General features: G+C 65.6%; 19 protein-coding genes and 1 pseudogene. 13 read left to right on the forward strand and 7 right to left on the reverse strand.

From position 1 onward, the window contains the following. Position 1: 1 nt before the first annotated feature. Genes IEX32_RS11900 through IEX32_RS11915 form a run of 4 tightly spaced genes read left to right on the forward strand, consistent with a single transcriptional unit; the run spans position 2 to position 3,625 of the window. The gene (locus IEX32_RS11900; protein ID WP_188771773.1) at positions 2–571 is read left to right on the forward strand and encodes a GNAT family N-acetyltransferase; all 570 of its coding nucleotides are present in this window, start codon (positions 2–4) and stop codon (positions 569–571) included. Next, entirely contained in the window at positions 553–2,784 is a 2,232-nt protein-coding gene (locus IEX32_RS11905; RefSeq protein ID WP_229736337.1) for a spermidine synthase, read from the forward strand. Before IEX32_RS11900 ends, IEX32_RS11905 begins: the two co-directional genes overlap by 19 nt. Beyond that, positions 2,781–3,344: a gamma carbonic anhydrase family protein gene (locus tag IEX32_RS11910; RefSeq protein ID WP_188771747.1), complete on the forward strand. Its 564-nt coding sequence runs from the start codon at positions 2,781–2,783 to the stop codon at positions 3,342–3,344. The genes IEX32_RS11905 and IEX32_RS11910 overlap by 4 nt, the downstream gene beginning before the upstream one ends. After that, on the forward strand, positions 3,344–3,625 hold the full coding sequence (locus IEX32_RS11915; protein WP_188771748.1) for a DUF167 domain-containing protein: 282 nt from the start codon (positions 3,344–3,346) through the stop codon (positions 3,623–3,625). The genes IEX32_RS11910 and IEX32_RS11915 overlap by 1 nt, the downstream gene beginning before the upstream one ends. A gap of 17 nt (positions 3,626–3,642) precedes the next feature. On the opposite strand, the gene IEX32_RS11920 is transcribed toward IEX32_RS11915, so the two are convergent. The 4 genes from IEX32_RS11920 to IEX32_RS11935 form a co-directional block, all read right to left on the reverse strand. Then, positions 3,643–5,292, reverse strand: a complete 1,650-nt coding sequence (locus IEX32_RS11920) for a SulP family inorganic anion transporter (RefSeq protein ID WP_229736338.1) — start codon at positions 5,290–5,292, stop codon at positions 3,643–3,645. Positions 5,293–5,433: 141 nt separating this feature from the next. Further along, the gene (locus IEX32_RS11925; RefSeq protein WP_229736339.1) at positions 5,434–5,838 is read right to left on the reverse strand and encodes a group II truncated hemoglobin; all 405 of its coding nucleotides are present in this window, start codon (positions 5,836–5,838) and stop codon (positions 5,434–5,436) included. A 175-nt stretch (positions 5,839–6,013) separates the two neighbouring features. Beyond that, positions 6,014–8,383 carry an ATP-dependent Clp protease ATP-binding subunit ClpA gene (clpA, locus tag IEX32_RS11930; protein WP_188771749.1) on the reverse strand — a complete coding sequence of 790 codons (2,370 nt, stop codon included), beginning with the start codon at positions 8,381–8,383 and terminating at the stop codon, positions 6,014–6,016. A gap of 125 nt (positions 8,384–8,508) precedes the next feature. Beyond that, a complete protein-coding gene (locus tag IEX32_RS11935; RefSeq protein WP_188771750.1) occupies positions 8,509–8,727 on the reverse strand; it encodes a DUF1192 domain-containing protein in 219 nt (72 codons plus the stop codon). Positions 8,728–8,815: 88 nt separating this feature from the next. Between IEX32_RS11935 and IEX32_RS11940 the strand changes: the two genes are divergently transcribed. From IEX32_RS11940 to IEX32_RS11950, 3 genes are all read left to right on the forward strand, one after another. Beyond that, positions 8,816–9,817 carry an NAD(P)H-quinone oxidoreductase gene (locus IEX32_RS11940; RefSeq protein ID WP_188771751.1) on the forward strand — a complete coding sequence of 334 codons (1,002 nt, stop codon included), beginning with the start codon at positions 8,816–8,818 and terminating at the stop codon, positions 9,815–9,817. A 95-nt stretch (positions 9,818–9,912) separates the two neighbouring features. Then, positions 9,913–10,530, forward strand: a complete 618-nt coding sequence (locus tag IEX32_RS11945) for a glutathione S-transferase family protein (RefSeq protein ID WP_188771752.1) — start codon at positions 9,913–9,915, stop codon at positions 10,528–10,530. A 194-nt stretch (positions 10,531–10,724) separates the two neighbouring features. Beyond that, the gene (locus IEX32_RS11950) at positions 10,725–11,438 is read left to right on the forward strand and encodes a DUF1013 domain-containing protein (protein WP_188771753.1); all 714 of its coding nucleotides are present in this window, start codon (positions 10,725–10,727) and stop codon (positions 11,436–11,438) included. Positions 11,439–11,577: 139 nt separating this feature from the next. Here IEX32_RS11950 and IEX32_RS11955 read toward each other — a convergent pair whose 3' ends face one another. Together IEX32_RS11955 and IEX32_RS11960 are read right to left on the reverse strand one after the other, a co-directional pair. Beyond that, positions 11,578–11,997 carry a bactofilin family protein gene (locus IEX32_RS11955; protein ID WP_188771754.1) on the reverse strand — a complete coding sequence of 140 codons (420 nt, stop codon included), beginning with the start codon at positions 11,995–11,997 and terminating at the stop codon, positions 11,578–11,580. A gap of 1 nt (position 11,998) precedes the next feature. Next, the gene (locus IEX32_RS11960; RefSeq protein ID WP_188771755.1) at positions 11,999–13,135 is read right to left on the reverse strand and encodes a M23 family metallopeptidase; all 1,137 of its coding nucleotides are present in this window, start codon (positions 13,133–13,135) and stop codon (positions 11,999–12,001) included. A 291-nt stretch (positions 13,136–13,426) separates the two neighbouring features. On the opposite strand from IEX32_RS11960, the gene IEX32_RS11965 reads away from it, so the two are divergent. From IEX32_RS11965 to IEX32_RS11980, 4 genes are all read left to right on the forward strand, one after another. Further along, the gene (locus IEX32_RS11965) at positions 13,427–14,716 is read left to right on the forward strand and encodes a glutamate-5-semialdehyde dehydrogenase (RefSeq protein ID WP_188771756.1); all 1,290 of its coding nucleotides are present in this window, start codon (positions 13,427–13,429) and stop codon (positions 14,714–14,716) included. Continuing rightward, entirely contained in the window at positions 14,680–15,399 is a 720-nt protein-coding gene (locus IEX32_RS11970; protein WP_188771757.1) for a nicotinate-nucleotide adenylyltransferase, read from the forward strand. The genes IEX32_RS11965 and IEX32_RS11970 overlap by 37 nt, the downstream gene beginning before the upstream one ends. A gap of 113 nt (positions 15,400–15,512) precedes the next feature. Further along, a complete protein-coding gene (rsfS, locus tag IEX32_RS11975) occupies positions 15,513–15,911 on the forward strand; it encodes a ribosome silencing factor (RefSeq protein WP_188771758.1) in 399 nt (132 codons plus the stop codon). Positions 15,912–16,012: 101 nt separating this feature from the next. Then, positions 16,013–16,438, forward strand: coding sequence for a 23S rRNA (pseudouridine(1915)-N(3))-methyltransferase RlmH (locus IEX32_RS11980; RefSeq protein WP_188771759.1), 426 nt, complete (start codon positions 16,013–16,015; stop codon positions 16,436–16,438). A gap of 26 nt (positions 16,439–16,464) precedes the next feature. Here the strand turns inward: IEX32_RS11980 and IEX32_RS11985 are convergent, their stop codons facing one another. Then, the gene (locus tag IEX32_RS11985; protein WP_188771760.1) at positions 16,465–17,259 is read right to left on the reverse strand and encodes a 3'(2'),5'-bisphosphate nucleotidase CysQ; all 795 of its coding nucleotides are present in this window, start codon (positions 17,257–17,259) and stop codon (positions 16,465–16,467) included. A gap of 174 nt (positions 17,260–17,433) precedes the next feature. On the opposite strand from IEX32_RS11985, the gene sucC reads away from it, so the two are divergent. Continuing rightward, on the forward strand, positions 17,434–18,633 hold the full coding sequence (gene sucC, locus IEX32_RS11990; protein ID WP_188771761.1) for an ADP-forming succinate--CoA ligase subunit beta: 1,200 nt from the start codon (positions 17,434–17,436) through the stop codon (positions 18,631–18,633). 189 nt (positions 18,634–18,822) lie between these two features. Continuing rightward, positions 18,823–18,926, forward strand: a pseudogene (locus IEX32_RS11995) (electron transfer flavoprotein subunit beta/FixA family protein); the annotation flags it as partial.

Consider the following 18,926-nt stretch of genomic DNA (forward strand, 5'->3'; position numbering starts at 1 on the left):
GATGGCGGCCTTCCATCTTGAGACGGACCGGCTCATTCTGCGCGATTGGCAGGAAAGGGATTGGGAGCCGTGCTTCGCCTTGACCAACACCCCCGCCGTGATGCGCTGGCTCGGCGGTGTGCTCGATGCCGAAGGCATGCGCCGACAGCGCGAACGGCTGGAAGCCTATAACGCTGAACATGGCCATACCTTTTGGGTGCTCCTCAGAAAAGACGATGGCGGGCACCTGTCGGGTGAACTGATCGGATTTTGCGGTCTGAAAAAGGCAAACCAGCAAGGCGCGCCGATCGGAGATTTCGAGATCGGCTGGCGGCTCCGCGAAGACGCATGGGGAAGAGGGTATGCGAGAGAGGCTGCGCAGGCTGCTCTGGCGCTCGCTTTCGAACGGTTCAGCGCGCCGCATGTCATTGCGCTTACGGTCGAAGGTAATGAGCCGAGTTGGGGGCTCATGTGCCGGCTCGGCATGAAACGCCGTCGGGACCTTGATTTCGCCAGCGACGAATTTGACCCGGAGACCGGCAGGATCATCGTCTATTCCATCGACAGGGACGAGTGGCGGGCAATCGGGTGAGTGCGGGCGCGCCTCTGGTCTGGCGCCCGCTGTTCGTGGCGACAGTCTTCGTCGGCAGCTTCCTGCTGTTTCTCATCCAGCCGATGGTGGCCCGCATGGCGCTGCCGCAGCTGGGCGGCGCGCCGAATGTCTGGAACAGCGCGATGCTGGTCTATCAGGCACTGCTGCTTGCCGGTTACGGCTATGCCCACTGGCTTTCGCAAAGATCCTTGCCGCGGCAGGTCCTGATCCATGTCGCGGCGCTATTCCTCGCCGTGTTGAGCCTGCCGATCGCGCTTGCGCGGTTGCCCGCCGCCTTGCCCGGCTGGGAAGCGGTCTGGGTTCCCTGGCTGTTTCTGTTGAGCGTGGGCCCGGTCTTCCTTCTCGTTTCGGCGCAGGCCCCGCTCATGCAGCGCTGGTTCGTCGCCGACGCGAGGGCCGGTGCCCCCTGGGCACTCTATGCCGCATCCAATCTGGGAAGTTTTTCGGGACTCATCACCTATCCGCTGCTGGCCGAGCCGCTGCTTTCGCTGGATGCGCAGAGCCTGGGATGGGCGCTCGGCTATGGCCTGCTGATAGTGCTGGTCGTGCTTTGCGCGTGGAGCCGGCGCGGCGCCGCCGCGCCCACGGCTTCGGCAACGGTGGCGGCAGAGCCCGTGCCGCTGCGCCGCAAGCTGCACTGGCTGGCGCTTTCGGCGGTGCCGTCGGGGCTGATGCTCTCGACGACCACGCACCTCACCACGGACATCTTCGCCTCGCCGCTGCTCTGGGTCATTCCGCTCGGGCTATACCTGCTCAGTTTCGTCGTGGCCTTTGCCGATTGGCGCGGGGCCGCGCGGACCGTAACCGTTATCGCGCCGGTCGTCGTCGCCGCCTTCGGCAGCTTTGCGATGCGATCGAACGGCGCGGGCACGTTATTGCTGGCGGGCGGAGGCTGCCTGCTGCTTTTCACGGTCGCCGTCTCGCTCCATTCGCGTCTCTACGACCTGCGGCCCGACGCCGGCCGCCTTACCACCTTCTATCTGGTCATGGCCGCCGGCGGGGCCCTGGGAGGTCTGTTCACCGCGCTGATAGCTCCGCTCGTGTTCGACTGGGTCTGGGAGCATCCGCTGCTGATCCTGGCTGCCGCCGCGCTGATGCCGCTCCACGAATTGCTGCGCTGGCGCCGCATGGACGGACTCGATCCGCGCATGGCGCGCATTGTGTTGGTCCTGTTCCTGGCGCTGGCACTGCTGCTCGCCTTTCGGCTCGACGATGTCGCGCTGCGCTCCGATACCGGGCTGCAGGTCACGCTGCTGACCGTGTTCATGATCGCGATCGCGGTTCTGGTCATGGCCTGGCGCTGGGCCTTCGTGCTGGTTCTCGTCATGGCCATGGTGGCGCAGGGCGGCAGCTGGACAATCCGCGCCAGCCTGAAGGGTGAGCGCACGCGCAGCTATTTCGGCATCTATACCGTGCGCGACTATCCGGATTCGCGGCTGCGCATCCTGACGCACGGCACCACGCTGCACGGCCAGCAGTCGCTCGACCCGGCGGAGCGGAACAAGCCGATGACCTACTATGGCCCGACCTCCGGTATCGGCCAGGCGCTCGCGGCGACGCCGGCGCTTCAGGGAGGGCGCGCGCGGATCGGCATAGTCGGGCTCGGCACGGGATCGCTCGCCTGCCTCGCCGTGCCGGGACAGCAATGGACGTTCTTCGAGATCGATCCCGTGATCCTGCGCTATTCGACCTCGGGCCAGTTCACGTATCTGCGCGATTGTACACCGCAAGCCCGCGTGGTCCTCGGCGATGCGCGTCTGGAGCTGGAAAAGGCCTCGCCCGGCTCCTTCGACGTGCTGGCGATCGACGCTTTCTCGTCCGACGCAATCCCGCTTCACCTGCTCACCCAGGAGGCGTTCGAGGTCTATCTGCGCGCGCTCGCGCCGCGCGGCCTCCTCATGGTGCACATCTCCAACCGCTACATCGACCTCGAACCGGTGATCGCCGCGGTGGCGCGGCGGGAGGGCCTTTTTGCCCGGTCCCGGATGGATTTTCCTGACGATCGGGAGCGCTATACGCCCTCGCGCTGGATCGCCCTTTCGCGCGATTCATCGCAAATCGACGGGCTTGTGCAAATGCACCCCGATAGCCCATGGAGTCCGCTCGAGCCGCCGGCGGAGCGGCCGTGGACAGATAACCACGCCTCGATCCTGCCGCATATCCGCTGGCGCAGTCTGACAGGAAACCCATGACCGAGAATCGCACCGACATCACATTGGCCGCCATCAACGGCAAGGCTCCCAGGATTCACTCGAGCGCCTTCATTGCGCCGGGCTGCCGGATTATCGGCAATGTCGAGATCGGCCCTGACGCGAGCATCTGGTACAACTGCGTGATCCGCGCGGATGTCCACCGCGTCGTCATCGGTGCGCGCACCAATATCCAGGACGGCACGGTGGTCCATTGCGACAGCCCCAAGCCGAGCAATCCCGATGGCTTCCCGACGATCATCGGCGACGATGTGCTGATCGGGCATATGGCAATGGTTCATGGCTGCACGCTGGAGGATCGCGCTTTCGTCGGTCTCGGTTCGATCGTGATGGACGGCAGCTATATCGAGTCGGAAGGCATGCTTGCGGCCGGCGCGATGCTTACCGGCAAGCGCATCGGTGCGCGCCAGCTCTGGATCGGCCGCCCGGCCAAGCATATGCGCGATCTTGACGACGCGGCGGTCGCGGCCAACCAGGCGGGCGTCGCCGGATACGTCATTAACGGCCGCATGCACATCGAGGCGCTCGGCCTGAAGGACTGATGGCGAAGCCCCGGCCCGAGATGCCGCCGTCCGAAGCGGTCCGCGCGCTGATCGACGGCGAGGGGCGGCTGGCGGTGCGGGTCACGCCCGGCGCCAGGACCGAGGCGCTCGAGATTGCCGAGGGCAACCTGCTCGCGAAAGTTCGCGCCAAGCCCGAGGACGGCAAGGCCAACGATGCCGTGCGCCGTCTGCTTGCAGCCGCGCTCGGTGTGGCTCCCTCACGAATAGAATTGTTGCGCGGCGCAACTTCCCGGGAGAAGCAATTCAGGATCGAACTGTAGTTCCGGTCACTTCGGGGTCACTCCGACCGGGGGTCGACGCGTTCCAGGCGCGACAGGGCCGAGGCCAGCGTCTTGACCCGTTCGGCGCCGGCAAAGCGCGGGGATGAGCGGACCAGCGTGTCCCAGACAGGCGGCGGCATGTCGCAGAGGATCACTCGCGCGCCGCTGCCCTTTGCCTGGCGAACGAAAGTCTCGAGCACGTTGACGCCGGACGAATCCATATAGGGAACGCGGTCGAAACGCAGGATGATGGCGCGCGGCGCCCGGCCGATGCGGTTGAGCGCATCGAGCATCTCGCCGGCGACACCGAAGAACATGGGGCCGGCGATGCGGAACACTTCGGTTCCTTCCGGAAGCGCGGCACGCTGCTCTGGATCCTCGACGCTCTGGTCCTCGCCGAGCAGGCCGGTCGTCTCGCTCATGCGCGCCATGAACAGGAGCGAGGCGAGCGTCACGCCCACGCCGATCGCCACGGTCAGGTCGACAAGCACGGTAAGCCCGAAGGTCAGGAGCAGCAAGGCGCGCTCGCCTGCCTCCATTCGCATCAGCGCCTTGAAACGTTCGGCCTCGCTCATGCCCCAGGCGACGATGAGCAGGATCGCGGCAAGCGCGGCCATCGGCACATAGGCGACCAGCGGCCCCGCGACCAAAAGCGCGCCGAGCAGGAACAGCGCGTGGAAAATTCCTGCCATCGGCGTCTTTGCGCCGGCCCGGATATTGGTCGCGGTACGTGCGATGGCGCCTGTGGCGGGCAGGCCGCCGAAGAGCGCCGAAACAAGATTGGCCGCTCCCTGGCCGACCAGTTCCTGTCCGGGACGATGCTTGTAACCGGTCATGCCGTCGGCCACGACGGCGGACAGCAGGGCCTCGATTCCCGCCAGAAAGGCGATGGTGAAGGCCGAGGGCAGGATTTCCCGGATCATGGGCAACGAGATTACCGGAAGCTGCGGCGCGGGCAGGCTTGTCGGCATGTCGGGAAACCGCTGGCCGACCGTCTCGACCGGGAGCGCCAGCCAGGAAACCGCGACCGACGCGACGAGTATGCCGATCAGGTAGCCGGGCAGCCTCGGATTCAGCTTCTTCAGGATCAGGATGAGGGCCAGCGTCCCCGCGCCGATTATCGCCGTTGCTTGCGAAAGCGTACCCAGCGCGCCGAAATAGGCCTCCCATTTCCCGAGAAATTCCGCCGGGACCTTTCCTGCGTCGAGACCCAGGAAGTCGCCGATCTGGCTTGAGGCGATGATTACGGCGATGCCTGCCGTAAACCCGGTAACGACCGGCATCGGCACGAACTTCATCAAGCGTCCGAGCCCGGCATAGCCCGCGCCGATCAGGATCAGCCCCGCCATTCCCGTAGCCAGCACCAGCCCTGAATAGCCGTGCTCGGCTATCACGCCCGATATCACGACCACGAAGGCCCCGGTCGGTCCGCCGACCTGGACCCGTGATCCGCCGAGCGCGGAAATCAGGAAACCGGCGACCACCGCCGTGACCAGTCCCTTGTCGGGCGAGGCGCCGCTCGCGATGGCAAGGGCCATCGAAAGCGGCAGGGCGACAATGGCCACGGTCAGCCCGGCGAGGGCATCCGCGCGCAATTGCACCAGCGAATAGGTTTTCAGAGTCGTCAGCAGCTTGGGCCGCATGAGCGACGTCGGCAGAGAGTCCATGATCGTCCCGGTAGCGAAAGCCCGATTCCGGCCGGAGGGAACCCATGTCGGGTCACCGGGAATCAAGGACGAATCGCGAAAGGCCTTAAACAGCGATGTTGCAGATATTGCAACTGAGCATGGCTTCAGGGATTCGGCAAGTCAAGCTTTCCCCATCCCCCGCGCGAGGTCCGCGAGCACCTCGCCCATGGCCTGTGCCATGTCGGCCGGTTCCGGCGCGACATCGGCCACGGCACGTTTCATGGCTTCGGCCCACTGCACGGCGACGGTCTGGTCGATGGTCAGGGACTTGTGGACACTCATCATGCAGCGGCCGGGGATGGCTTCGAACCAGTCGCGCGGCCCGCCCGCCCATCCGGCGAGGAACTGCGGCAGGGCCTTGCGTATGGGGGTAAGGTCCGGCGCATGCATTGCGCGCAGCTCGGCGTATCGCGGATCCTCGTCCATCAGGTCGTAGAACCGGTCGCAGATCGCCTCGAACACGGGCGCGCCGCCAAGACGGTAGTAAGGGGTATTGGGAGTCTGGACTTCAGCTTCGATCGACACTGGTTTTCTCTCGGAACATGACCGTTGGCTTTTTCCTATCGCGGTGCGTTCGCGAGGGCGTTGATCGGGATCAACCAGGGAAAATCGGTCCGGATCGCCGGCTTGGCCGGATGGAAACGAAAACGGGGCGGAGACCTTCGGTTTCCGCCCCGTTCGTCACTCATTCCCGACGCCGTCAGTCGTCGGTGCTTTCCTCCGGCTGCGGGCCGTTGTTCTTCGCCGTTTTCCTGGCGGCGGCTTTCTTCTTGGACTTGGCCACTTTCGGGGCCGATGGGGTCAGCTCGAAATTGAGCGCATCATCCTTGATCGAAACATGGACTTCGCCGCCGTGCGCGAGCTTGCCGAACAGCAGTTCCTCGGCGAGCGGCTGCTTGACCTTCTCCTGGATGACCCGCGCCATCGGGCGGGCGCCGTAGAGTCGGTCGTAGCCGCGATGGCCCAGCCACTCGCGCGCGTCGGAGTCGAACTGGATGTGGACGTTCTGATCGGCCAGCTGCAGCTCGAGCTGGAGGATGAACTTGTCCACGACCCGGCTGATCGTCTCCTTGCCGAGGTAGGCGAAAGGCACGATCGCATCGAGGCGGTTGCGGAACTCCGGCGTGAACATCTGCTTCACGGCCTCGTCGCTGGCGTCCTCCTTGGAGACGTCGCCAAAGCCGATTCCCTGGCGCGCCATGTCCGCCGCGCCGGCATTGGTGGTCATGACGAGGACCACGTTGCGGAAATCGACGGTCTTGCCGTGGTGGTCGGTCAGACGGCCGTTGTCCATCACCTGCAGCAGGATGTTGAACAGGTCCGGGTGCGCCTTCTCGATCTCGTCGAGCAGCAGGACGCAATGCGGCTGCTGGTCGATGGCGTCGGTCAGCAATCCGCCCTGGTCGAACCCGACATAGCCCGGAGGCGCGCCGATCAGGCGGCTGACCGAATGGCGTTCCATATATTCGGACATGTCGAAGCGCTGGATCGGAATGCCCATGACCGAGGCGAGCTGGCGCGCGACTTCGGTCTTGCCGACGCCGGTGGGGCCGGAGAACAGGAACGAGCCGATCGGCTTGTCCGGGTCGCGCAGGCCGGCACGGCTCAGCTTCATCGCGGTCGAGAGCACTTCGATGGCCTTGTCCTGGCCGAAGACGACGCGCTTGAGGTCGCGTTCGAGGTTTTCCAGCGCCTTCTTGTCGTCCGAGCTGACCGACTTGGGCGGGATGCGCGCCATAGTCGCGATCACCGCCTCGATCTCGCGCGCGGTGATCGTCTTCTTGCGGCGGCTGGGCGGCACCAGCATCTGCATGGCGCCGACCTCGTCGATCACGTCGATCGCCTTGTCGGGCAGTTTGCGGTCGTTGATGTAGCGCGCCGAAAGCTCAACCGCGGTCTTGATCGCGTCGGGCGTGTACTTGACCTTGTGGTGCTCCTCGAAGGCCGAACGCAGGCCCCTCAGGATCTTGATCGTGTCCTCCACCGTGGGTTCGTTCACGTCGATCTTCTGGAACCGGCGCAGCAGCGCGCGGTCCTTCTCGAAGTGATTGCGGAACTCCTTGTAGGTGGTCGACCCGACGCAGCGGATCGTGCCGCCCGAGAGCGCCGGCTTGAGCAGGTTGGAGGCGTCCATCGCGCCGCCGCTGGTCGCGCCGGCGCCGATCACCGTGTGGATCTCGTCGATGAACAGGATCGCGTGCGGCATCTTTTCCAGTTCGGCGACAACCTGCTTGAGGCGCTCCTCGAAGTCGCCGCGATAGCGCGTGCCGGCCAGCAGCGAGCCCATGTCGAGCGAGTAGATCACGGCCTCGGACAGAACCTCGGGCACTTCGCCCTCGACGATCTTGCGCGCGAGGCCTTCGGCGATGGCGGTCTTGCCCACGCCCGGATCGCCGACGTAGAGCGGGTTGTTCTTGGAGCGGCGGCAGAGGATCTGGATGGTGCGATCGACCTCCGGCCCGCGGCCGATCAGCGGATCGACTTTTCCGGCCAGCGCCTTCTCATTGAGGTTCACGCAGAACTGGTCGAGCGCCGAATCCTTCTTGTTGGCGGCCTTGGCCTCTGCCTTTTCGTCCGGGCTCGGGGTGGGATCATCGGCGCCCTTTGGGGTGCGGTCCTCGATCCGCTTGCCGCCCTTGCCGATGCCGTGGCTGATGTAGCTGACGGCATCCAACCGGCTCATGTCCTGCTGCTGCAGGAAATAGACGGCATAGGAATCGCGTTCCGAGAACAGGGCGACGAGCACGTTGGCGCCCGTGACCGTGTCCTTGCCCGAGGACTGGACGTGCAGGATCGCGCGCTGGATCACCCGCTGGAAGCCGGCGGTCGGTGCGGGGTCGCCCTTGTCCTCGGTCTTGAGCGACTGGTACTCCTGGTCGAGGTACTGGCGCACCACGTCGCCGAGATCGCCAAGGTCCACGCCGCAAGCCTGCATGACCTGCGCGGCGTCCGGATCGTCGATCAGCGCGAGCAGCAGGTGCTCGAGCGTCGCGTACTCGTGGCTACGCTCTGACGCATGCGACAGCGCGGAATGCAGTGTCTTTTCGAGGCTTTGGGCGAAACTTGGCATTTACGACACTTTCATTGGGAGCGACGACTCTCCTCGTCGGGGAGGTTCTAGGCACAAGACCGTTTCCAGCTCCATATAGGAACATCCCGTAGCCTTGCGAGGTTCGAGAGCGAACCTTGCCCGGGTCACGATGTCTTCGGCCTGAACAGGGACCGGGCCGCGAGCATGTGCGCGGCCGATTTTTCGCGGTGAACCCTGATGCGGGCGATCTCTGCTTCGAGAAGTGCGATGCGTGCGTCGAGTTCTTCCAGCGAATAGCCATCCAGGCTTTCACTGGCCAGGAGGCTGGCGGCTCCGAAGTCGTCTTCGGGCGACCGCAGCCGCGGTCGATCGTCATCGTCCATCGTGAAACAGCATCGGTCGGCAGTTTGCCCCTGTCAATGGTGCGAAAGAGGTTTCCCTCCGGCTATTCGCTGTGGCAAGCACGTGCCCATGCCAGCAGACTTGCCCAAAACGATGACAGCAATCGGTTTTCTCAACCCCGGCGGGCCTGAGGTCCTGCAGGCTCAGGAGCTGCCCGTACCCAGGCCGGGGTATGGCGAAGTGCTCGTCAGGGTAGGGTTCGCCGGGGTGAACCGACCGGACGTGGTACAACGATTGGGCAGGTATCCCCCGCCGCCGGGCGCCTCGCCGATCCCGGGCCTGGAGATATCCGGCACCGTCGCCGCCGTCGGGCCGGGCGTGGCGGATCTTGCCGAAGGCGACAGGGTCTGCGCGTTGGTTTCGGGGGGCGGCTATGCGCAATTCTGCCTCGCCAAGGCGGCGCATTGCCTGCCGGTGCCGGGCGACCTTCCCCTCGACGAGGCCGCGGCGCTTCCCGAAACGCTGTTTACCGTCTGGCACAATGTGTTCGAGCGCGGCCATGCCCGCGAGGGCGAGACGCTGCTCGTTCACGGCGGCACCAGCGGGATCGGCACGATGGCGATCATGCTGGGAAAGCTCTTCGGCCTGAGCGTCATCGTCACCTGCGGCTCGCCGGAAAAGTGCGCGCGGGCGATCGAGATCGGCGCCGACCACGCGATCGACTACAAGGCGAGCGATTTCGTCGAGGAAGTGGCCCGGATCACCGGGAAAGAGGGGGTGAACCTCGTGCTCGACATGGTCGCCGGCGACTATGTCGCGCGCAACCTCAAGTGTCTCGCGCCCGAGGGACGCCATGTGACCATCGCCGTGCAGGGTGGCGCCAGGGCCGAGATCAACATGGCGGTGGTGATGACCCGGCGCTACACGCTGACCGGCTCTACCCTTCGGCCGCGTTCGGACGAGTTCAAGGCGCTGCTGGCCCAGGAAATCCGCGCCAATGCCTGGCCGCTGGTCGAACAGGGCAGGCTGCGCCCGGTGATGGACATGCGCTTTCCGCTGGACCGCGCCGCCGCCGCCCATGCCCGCATGGAGGCGGGCGACCACATCGGGAAGATCGTGCTTGAGGCGTAGCGCGCGCCCGTGGATTGCCCCGCGGATTGCGTTGACGCCATGACGCGGCGAGGCGCAAGATCGCGGCGGCCCGCGGCCGGGCCGAGGAGGACCGCTTGACCGCAGATCTCATTCTTCACGAAGACCCGCGCAGCGGCAACTGCTTCAAGATCCGCCTGACGGCCTCGCTGCTCGGCCTTCCCCTCGAACGCCGGCAATACGACATCATGAAGGGCGAGACGCGCACGCCCGAATTCCTTGCGAACGTCAACGCGAACGGCCGCATTCCGGTGCTGCAGATCGGGGACCGATTTCTTCCGGAAAGCAACGCCGCGTGCTGGTATCTGGCCGAAGGCTCCGCGCTGGTGCCCGCCGACCGCTTCGACCGGGCCGACATGCTGCGCTGGATGTTCTTCGAACAGTACAACCACGAGCCCAATATCGCGACCTTGCGTTTCTGGCTCCTCTTCGTCGGCGAAGCCAACCTTACCCCGTTCCAGCAGGGCCAGATCATGGCCAAGCGCGTCGGCGGCGAAGCGGCGCTGGCGGTGATGGAGGATCACCTTGCGCGCCGCGACTGGATGGTAGGCGATTCGGTGACGCTCGCCGATATCGCGCTCTATGCCTATACTCATGTGTGCGAGGCAGGGGGCTTCCGGCTTCAGGATTACGCGGCCGTCTGCAAGTGGCTGAACCGCGTCTCCGGGCTTTCCGGTTACGTGCGCATGGACTAGCCGCTCCAGGATGCCGAAATGAACCGGCGGGGCCCTTGTTTGTGCCGCCGCAGCGCGTATTGGCGCGATTTGAGGGCATCGCGCTTGCCGAATCCCCAAACTTTCCCTAAATCGGGTCGGGAACGGCCGCTCCGCGAAGGGGCGGCCCTTATTGTTTGCGCCTTTCGCTCACGTTTCGTCGGAGATCCACAAAAATGAGCCAGCCGACTCCGCTCATGCCGCATGCGACCGCCTCCTGGCTGGTCGACAACACTGCCCTCAGCTTCGAGCAGATCGCCGAGTTCTGCGGCCTGCACATGCTCGAAGTGCAGGCCATGGCCGACGATCTTGCTTCCAGCAAGTACACCGGCCGCGACCCCGTTCGCGCGGGTGAGCTGACGATGGAAGAGATCGAAAAGGGTCAGCAGGACCCGGAATACAAGCTCAGGATGCACAAGGCGCCGGTGACGGTCAGCCGCACCAAGGGGCCGCGCTATACGCCGGTTTCGAAGCGTCAGGACAAACCGGACGGCATCGCCTGGATCCTGCGCAACCACCCGGAGGTTTCGGACGCGCAGATCGGCAAGCTGATTGGCACCACCCGCAACACCATCGCCGCGATCCGCGAGCGTTCGCACTGGAACATCGCCAACATCACGCCGAAGGATCCGGTCACGCTCGGCCTGTGCTCGCAGCGTGAGCTCGACGCGATCGTCGCCAAGGCCGCCAAGAAGGCCGGTATCGAGGAAGAGGGCACCGGTGACGAAAACCTCGTCGGCGACCGTGAGGCGCTGATCGAGGAACTGCGCGCCGAGCGCGAGGCTGCCGCCAAGGCCGCCAGCGAAGCCGCGCAGGAAGCCGAAGTTGCCGCCTGGCTCGAGGCCAAGCGCGCGGCTGAGGCGGAATCGGGCGGGGAAAACGGACAGTAGTTTTCGCGAGCGTTTTTCGAAAGACTGCAATCCGGCGCGGAAAGAGGCTCTCGGGCCGCTTCCGCGTCGGACGCGCTGCCCTGCCTTTTCGGCGATGACCGCGACGTCGGCGGCCCGTGGCCGCCGACGGATCCTTGCTTTATTCGGCGGCTGTAAGGACGAGTTCGGCTTCGGCGACGCGCGGTTTGGCCAGCGCCGGGGGAACATGGCCCCCGTTCGGGGTCAGGCGGCCGTGGAGCCTGGCGCCCTGTTCGATGGTGAGCGCGTCATAGGCGACGTCGCCTTCGATGGTCGCCGTCTTGAGGATGACCACTTCGCGCGCCGATATCACGCCGCGCACGGTGCCGGCGATGCGCACGATTTCGGCCTTCACGGCGCCCACGATCTCGCTGCCTTCGCCCTGTACCAGTGCGTTGCAGGCGATGTCGCCTTCGACCCGGCCGTCGACGTGCAGGTCCGCCGTCGCCTCGATATTGCCGACAATGCCCGTATCGGAACCGAGCATGGAAAACGTCGAACCATTGTTGGACGCGCGATGACTTGCGGCGGTCTTGACCATATTAGTGTGCTTCTTGCTGAACATTTGCGGCAGCCTCGAGGAACGGGCGCGGATTGACCGGGCGGCCGTTGACGCGGACTTCGAAGTGGAGATGCGAGCCGGTCGAGCGGCCGGTGCTGCCCATGCCGGCGATGACCGTGCCGGTGTCGACTTTCTGCCCCGCCTTGACCTTGAAGGCCGAGAGATGGCCGTAGCGCGTCATCAGGCCGTTGCCGTGGCTGATCTCGATGCAGTTGCCATAACCGGGGCGGCGACCCACGAATGTCACCTTGCCCTTGGCGGCGGCATAGATCGGCGAGCCGAGCGGGCCGGGAAAGTCGAGGCCGGCGTGAAACGCGGCGGCGCCGGTGAACGGGTCCGACCGATAGCCGAAGCTCGATGAAACGTATGCGACATGCGCGGGTTGCGCTTGCGGGATCGAGGCAAGGCCGTTCTCCAGCGCATCCATGCGGGCAAGGCTGACGCCCAGACGCTTGAAGCGCGGGTCGAGCAATCCATCCTTGCCGGTGGCGAGGCGCAGCAACGGACCACCTTCGGCGCGCGACGATCCTGCGACGAAAGTATTGGGGTTGAGCCCAAGCTTGCGGATGGCTTGCGACGCGGCGGAGGAACGGCGGTCGGCATAGCGGGTCAGGCGCTCGACGAAAGCAAGCTGCTCGGCTTCGATGCGGGCGAGGCCTGCGGCTTCGGGAAGAACGGCGCTGACCTTGCTTACGGTCTTCGCGGCTTCGCCCTTGCTGTCCGAAACGGCCTCGCCGTCGCTCCTGTCCTCGGGAAGATCGCCGATATGCGCTTCGACCATCTGTTCGATGAATTTCTGGCGGCGGGCGAGATCGGAGGTGACGTCCTCGATACCGTCGCGATACTCCTCGACCCGGCTCTCGGCGGTAGCGACCTGTGCCTCGCGGCTGATCAGCTGGGCGCGCTCGCTGTCGGCGGACCAGCGTTCGAAGGCCATCGCGCCCATCGAGCCGCCCCAGGCAGTCAGCAGCAGCGTCGCTATGCCCAGCGCGCCAAGCTGCATCCCCGAGGATAAACGGATAAAGCGGACCTGTCCCTGGGACCGCATGATGAACTCGCGATCCGGAAACTTGGCCCTGAAGCGCTTAAGCAGCGCTCCGGCTGATTTGAATTGCAAGACGACCCCGCTCGACTGTTTTTATGTCCCAAACCCGAGTGGCGGGCTAGCAGCGGGAGGCCGAAAACGCGAATCGGCTGACCGTAATTCCTTGTCGAGTCGGGGTGAATTGAGCCGTCGATGGGATGACTTGAGGGAACTTGCACTTCGCCTGTCTCGCGATTCTGCGGGTCAAGCGCGCAAGGGTAGTAAGCGATTCGTGTTCAGGAGGGGGCGCTGAACCCCGCGCAGACGTTTCTCGCGGTGCTCAGGATCGGTGACATTCGGACCTGCCGGTGCTAGGCGGCGGGCATGAACGTTCAGACAGCCTCTCCCGGCCATGCCGATGCCGAATCGCCTGAAGCGCTGGTCGAGCGCCTAGCCCGCGACGGCCGCGCCGCCCAGCGCGTACTCGCCCGGCTGACGGACGAGCAGAAGGCCGCCGCGCTGCGCGCCGCCGCCGCGGCCCTTCGCGATTCCGAGGCGCCGATCCTGGAGGCCAATGCGCTCGATCTTGCCGCCGGCGAAGCCAAGGGTCTGACAAGCGCCATGCTCGATCGCCTGCGGCTCGATCCCGCGCGGCTGGCCGGCATTGCCGACGCGGTGGAACAGGTCGCTTCGCTGCCCGATCCCGTGGGCCAGGTGATCGACACCGGCGAACGCCCCAACGGCCTCAGGCTCAGCCGGGTGCGCATTCCGATCGGTCTGATCGGCATCATCTACGAAAGCCGGCCCAATGTGACCGCCGACGCCGCCGCGCTTTGCCTGCGCTCGGGCAATGCCGCGCTGCTGCGCGGCGGCAGCGAAGCGCTGAATTCGAACCGCGCGATACGCTCGGCGTTCGCCAGCGGCCTCGAAAGCGTGGGGCTTCCCGCGGCGGCAATCCAGCTCGTGCCGACGCAGGACCGCGCGGTCGTCGGCGCCATGCTGACCGCCGCCGGTCTGATCGACATGATCGTGCCGCGCGGCGGCAAGAGCCTCGTGGCGCGCGTCCAGGCCGACGCCCGGGTACCCGTTCTCGCCCACCTTGACGGCATCTGCCACACCTATGTCCATTCCGCCGCCGATCCCGAAATGGCGAAAACGGTCGTGCTCAACGCCAAGATGCGCCGCACCGGCATCTGCGGCGCGATGGAGACGCTGCTGCTCGACACGCAGTTCCCCGCGTCGCGCGACGTCGTGACGTCACTGATCGAGGCAGGCTGCGAATTGCGCGGCGACGCCCGCGCCCGCGCGCTCGATTCGCGCATTCTGCCCGCGAGCGACGAAGACTGGGATACGGAATATCTCGACGCGGTGCTGTCGGTTGCCATCGTCGACGGCTTCGAAGCCGCAGTCGAGCACATCGCGGAGCATTCCTCGCACCACACGGATGCAATCATCACGGCCGACGACGCGGCGGCGGAACGTTTCCTGGCCGAAGTCGACAGCGCCATCGTGATGGTCAATGCCTCCAGCCAGTTCGCCGACGGCGGCGAATTCGGCCTCGGGGCGGAGATCGGCATTGCCACGGGCCGCCTCCATGCGCGCGGCCCTGTCGCGCTCGAAGGGCTGACGACATACAAGTGGCTGGTGCGCGGGACCGGGCAGGCGCGGCCCTGAACGGGCGCTCCGCAAGAAGGCGCGGCGGCCCGGTCACCGGGCTGCTTGGCGGCAGCTTCAATCCGGCGCACGGCGGCCACCGGCGCATTTCCCTGTTCGCGATGGAGGCGCTGGCGCTCGATGAGGTCTGGTGGCTCGTTTCGCCCGGCAATCCGCTGAAACCGGCGAAAGGCATGGCGCCGCTGGCCGTGCGCGTCGCTTCCGCCAGGCGGATGGCGCGGCGTACGCGCATTCGCGTTACCGCGATCGAGCGTCAACTGGGTACGCGCTATACCGTCGATACGCTGAAGAAGCTCCTGCGGCGCTACCCGAAGCGCCGCTTCGTCTGGCTCATGGGCACGGACAATCTCGTCCAGTTGCACCTTTGGCGGGACTGGCGAACGATCGCGCGGCTCATGCCGATTGCGGTAATCAGCCGACCGGGGTATGATGCAGTCGCCCTCGCGAGCCCCGCGATGGCCTGGCTGGGGAGATTCCGGAGGCCCCTGACCAGTCTTCGAGGTCCGGAAAGGTGGAGCGCACCCGCGCTGGTGACATTGCAATTTGACCCCGACACGCGTTCGGCAACGGCGATACGCCGGGCCGATCCGGACTGGGCTCGAAAGTCGGCAGAAAGGCTTTCGCGCATCGGCCATTGTCGGGACGGTGTCACATATCGTCCGATTCCCGGAGAAGCAGCGTGAGCAGGCCCCGTGCCTCTCACCAGCGCGCGCCAAACTCTGAAAACCTGATTGAACGCGGCGAGATGGTCCCCATCTTGCCCGTACGATCGCTGAAAGGAGCAGAAACGAACTAGATGCCACAGGCACAGCTACAGCCGGCTTCAACCGGCGCTACGCCCCCGGCCATGGTCGACAGTGACGACCCGCAATTGGCCCTTGTCCTGCAATCCCTGGATGACGACCAGGCGCAGGATCTTGTTTCGATCGATCTCGAAGGCAAATCGAGCATCGCCGATCACATGGTGATCGCTTCCGGCCGTTCCACGCGGCAGGTCGCGGCGATGGCCCAGAAACTTTCCGAGCGCCTCAAACAGGGCGGCTTCGGCAATCCCCGTATCGAAGGACTGCCGGCGGCCGACTGGGTGCTGGTCGACGCGGGCAGCGTGATCGTCCACATCTTCCGCCCGGAAGTGCGTAGCTTCTACAACCTTGAGAGGATGTGGGGCTTCGACGGGCCGTCCGGCGCCGCTTGAACAGCGGCGACGGCTGAGCGCCAGCCCCGCCCGGCCGGGCGCTCCGCAGAGAGGATTTGAGACGCGCAAGGCGCCTTCGCGGGCTATTGCGCGCCGAGACCATGCTTTTGCACATCATCGCTCGCGGAAAGATCGCCCGCTCGCCCGAGGCAGAGCTGCTGGATCGCTATGCCCGGCGGATAAGCTGGCCTTTCAGGCACACCGAATTGCCCGATCTCGGCGGCAAGGTGCCGCCTCCCTCGCAAACCCCCGCGCGCGACATCCTGCTGGATGAACGCGGCAAGCCGATGACTTCGGAAGAATTCGCCGCCCTTCTCGGCCGCTGGCGCGACGAGGGCGTGCGCGAATGCCGCTTCCTGATCGGTGCCGCCGACGGCCACGGCGACGCGGCCCGCGCCGGCGCCGACCACCTTTTGTGTTTCGGAAAGATGACCTGGCCGCACCTCATGGCGCGCGCGATGCTGGCCGAACAGCTCTGGCGGGCGACCGCGATCCTGGCGGGGCATCCCTATCATCGCTCGGGATGAGGCAGGGCGCGGGATGCGCCGTCTGTTCAGGCCGAAAACATGCGCGCGCGGGCGGCCAGCCGGTCGACCGCCTCGTCATGGATCGCCGGGGAGGTCACCAGCACACCGAAGGCGCGCGGATCGTGCTTGTTGTAGTTGAGCGGCTTGCCGAACGCGTCGGTCGCCGTAGCGCCGGCTTCGCGGGCGATCAGGCCGGCGGCGGCGATATCCCATTCATAGCCCCAGCGCAGCGTCGCGAGCAGATCCGCCTCGTTCGCCGCGACCATCGCCATGCGCAATGCGATCGAATTGGGCTGTTCCACCATGGTCAGATCGGCGTCCTCGCTTGCGAGCTTGCGGGCCGGGACGCGGGCACCGGCTAGCGAATCGCGACTGCTGGCCGCGAGTCGCTCGCCGTTGCGCCAACTTCCCTTGCCGGCCTCGCCGCTCCAGAACTCGCCCCCTTCCTCGCGCCGGCGGGCGGGAGCATAGAGATATCCGAGCAGCGGCCGGCGGGTGTTGACCAGGGCCACCGAAATCGCCCAGCCGTCCCGTCCGCGAATGAAGTCCCGCGTCCCGTCGATGGGATCGACCAGCCAGACAAGCTGGTCGCGCAATCGCTCCGGGGCATCGGCGGTTTCTTCGGAAAGCCAGCCCGCGGAGGGAAGCAGCGCGGACAACTCCTGCTTGAGAAAGGCGTCGACCGCCAGATCCAGCGCGCAGACCGGGCTGCCGGGCGTCTTTTCCCAGTGATCGAGCGCGTGCCCGTCACCCGGCCAGCCGGCAAGGGCGAGGCGTCCAGCCTCGCGCACGATCGATTCGAGTCTGGCGCGGTCTATCATCTGAAGGAAATCAACTGAGGGGAACCTTGTTTCCCGAATGCGATGCGAATTGCCCATGCATGTGGGCAGGGGTCGGGACTTTTCAAGCGCGCAGGGATGTGCTTATGCGGCGGCGCACAAAATTCGGCTCCCCGCGCCTTCACCGAGGAAACTCCAGCAGAAAGCGATTCAGCGATGAACATTCACGAGTACCAGGCCAAGGAACTGCTTGCGAAATATGGCGTGGGCATCCCCGCCGGCATCCCCGCCCTGACGGTGGAGGAAGCCGTGGCGGCCGCCAAGCAGCTGCCGGGGCCGCTCTATGTCGTGAAGGCACAGATTCATGCGGGCGGGCGCGGCAAGGGCAAGTTCAAGGAACTCGGGCCCGATGCCAAGGGCGGCGTGCGTCTCGCCAAGTCGGTCGAGGAAGTTGAGGCCTGCGCCAGGGAAATGCTCGGCAATACCCTCGTTACCATCCAGACCGGTGACGCGGGCAAGCAGGTGAACCGCCTCTACGTGACCGACGGCGTTGACATCGCCCGGGAATACTACCTTTCCATGCTGGTGGACCGCGCCAGTGGCCGCGTCGCCATCATCGCCTCGACCGAAGGCGGCATGGACATCGAGGAAGTCGCCCACTCGACTCCCGAGAAGATCACCACGATCACCATCGACCCGGCGGAAGGCTTCCAGCCGCACCACGGCCGCGCCGTCGCCTTCGGTCTCAAGCTGAGCGGCGATCTCAACAAGCAGGCCCAGAAGGTCACGAAGCAGCTCTACGAAGCCTTCATGGCGCTTGACTGCGCGATGCTCGAGATCAACCCGCTGGTCGAGACCAAGGACGGCCAGCTCCTCGTCCTCGACACCAAGATGAGCTTCGATTCGAACGCGCTCTACCGCCACCCCGACGTGATGGAACTGCGCGACGAGACCGAGGAAGACCCCGCCGAGATCGAGGCCAGCAAGCACGACCTTGCCTACATCAAGCTCGACGGCAACATCGGTTGCATGGTCAACGGCGCCGGCCTCGCCATGGCGACGATGGACATCATCAAGCTCAACGGCGCCTTCCCGGCCAACTTCCTCGACGTCGGCGGCGGCGCCTCGAAGGAGAAGGTGACCGAGGCGTTCAAGATCATCCTGTCGGACCCGGCGGTGAAGGGCATCCTCGTCAACATCTTCGGCGGCATCATGAAGTGCGACATCATCGCCGAGGGCATCGTCGCCGCGGCGAAGGAGGTGAACCTCTCGGTGCCGCTGGTCGTGCGCCTCGAAGGGACGAACGTGCAGCAGGGCAAGGATATCCTCGCGGGTTCGGGCCTGCCGATCGTGGCGGCCAACGATCTGGGCGACGCGGCGCAGAAGATCGTCGCCGAAGTCCAGAAGGCGGCCTGATGGCCCGTCGCAGGGACGATTACATACGCGATATCGAATGGCGGGGGTTTCACGGCTCCCGCCGACGGCGCGGCTCAGTGCCTTCATATCGCGGGGCTTGACGCGGCGCGTGGGGGGCGCAATAGCGGCCGGGAACGTTTAACTGCGCGGTTAAATTGGCCGTCCTGACATCAGAGAGGACCGAATCGCATGAAGATCATCGTGCCCGTGAAGCGGGTGATTGACTACAACGTGAAGCCTCGGGTGAAGTCCGACGGCAGCGGCGTTGACTTGTCGAACGTGAAGATGAGCAT

The organism is Novosphingobium endophyticum, assembly GCF_014640675.1.
Classification (GTDB): domain Bacteria; phylum Pseudomonadota; class Alphaproteobacteria; order Sphingomonadales; family Sphingomonadaceae; genus Novosphingobium; species Novosphingobium endophyticum.

Bases quoted from the DNA above. Each gene is read 5' to 3' on its own strand.
- IEX32_RS11985 (WP_188771760.1), bottom strand. From the start codon at position 17,259: ATGATAGACCGCGCCAGACTCGAATCGATCGTGCGCGAGGCTGGACGC.
- IEX32_RS11965 (WP_188771756.1), top strand. From the start codon at position 13,427: ATGAACGTTCAGACAGCCTCTCCCGGCCATGCCGATGCCGAATCGCCT.
- IEX32_RS11920 (WP_229736338.1), bottom strand. From the start codon at position 5,292: ATGGACTCTCTGCCGACGTCGCTCATGCGGCCCAAGCTGCTGACGACT.
- IEX32_RS11900 (WP_188771773.1), top strand. From the start codon at position 2: ATGGCGGCCTTCCATCTTGAGACGGACCGGCTCATTCTGCGCGATTGG.
- IEX32_RS11910 (WP_188771747.1), top strand. From the start codon at position 2,781: ATGACCGAGAATCGCACCGACATCACATTGGCCGCCATCAACGGCAAG.
- IEX32_RS11915 (WP_188771748.1), top strand. From the start codon at position 3,344: ATGGCGAAGCCCCGGCCCGAGATGCCGCCGTCCGAAGCGGTCCGCGCG.
- IEX32_RS11955 (WP_188771754.1), bottom strand. From the start codon at position 11,997: ATGGTCAAGACCGCCGCAAGTCATCGCGCGTCCAACAATGGTTCGACG.
- IEX32_RS11935 (WP_188771750.1), bottom strand. From the start codon at position 8,727: ATGGACGATGACGATCGACCGCGGCTGCGGTCGCCCGAAGACGACTTC.
- sucC (WP_188771761.1), top strand. From the start codon at position 17,434: ATGAACATTCACGAGTACCAGGCCAAGGAACTGCTTGCGAAATATGGC.
- rsfS (WP_188771758.1), top strand. From the start codon at position 15,513: ATGCCACAGGCACAGCTACAGCCGGCTTCAACCGGCGCTACGCCCCCG.
- clpA (WP_188771749.1), bottom strand. From the start codon at position 8,383: ATGCCAAGTTTCGCCCAAAGCCTCGAAAAGACACTGCATTCCGCGCTG.
- IEX32_RS11950 (WP_188771753.1), top strand. From the start codon at position 10,725: ATGAGCCAGCCGACTCCGCTCATGCCGCATGCGACCGCCTCCTGGCTG.
- IEX32_RS11980 (WP_188771759.1), top strand. From the start codon at position 16,013: ATGCTTTTGCACATCATCGCTCGCGGAAAGATCGCCCGCTCGCCCGAG.
- IEX32_RS11940 (WP_188771751.1), top strand. From the start codon at position 8,816: ATGCCAGCAGACTTGCCCAAAACGATGACAGCAATCGGTTTTCTCAAC.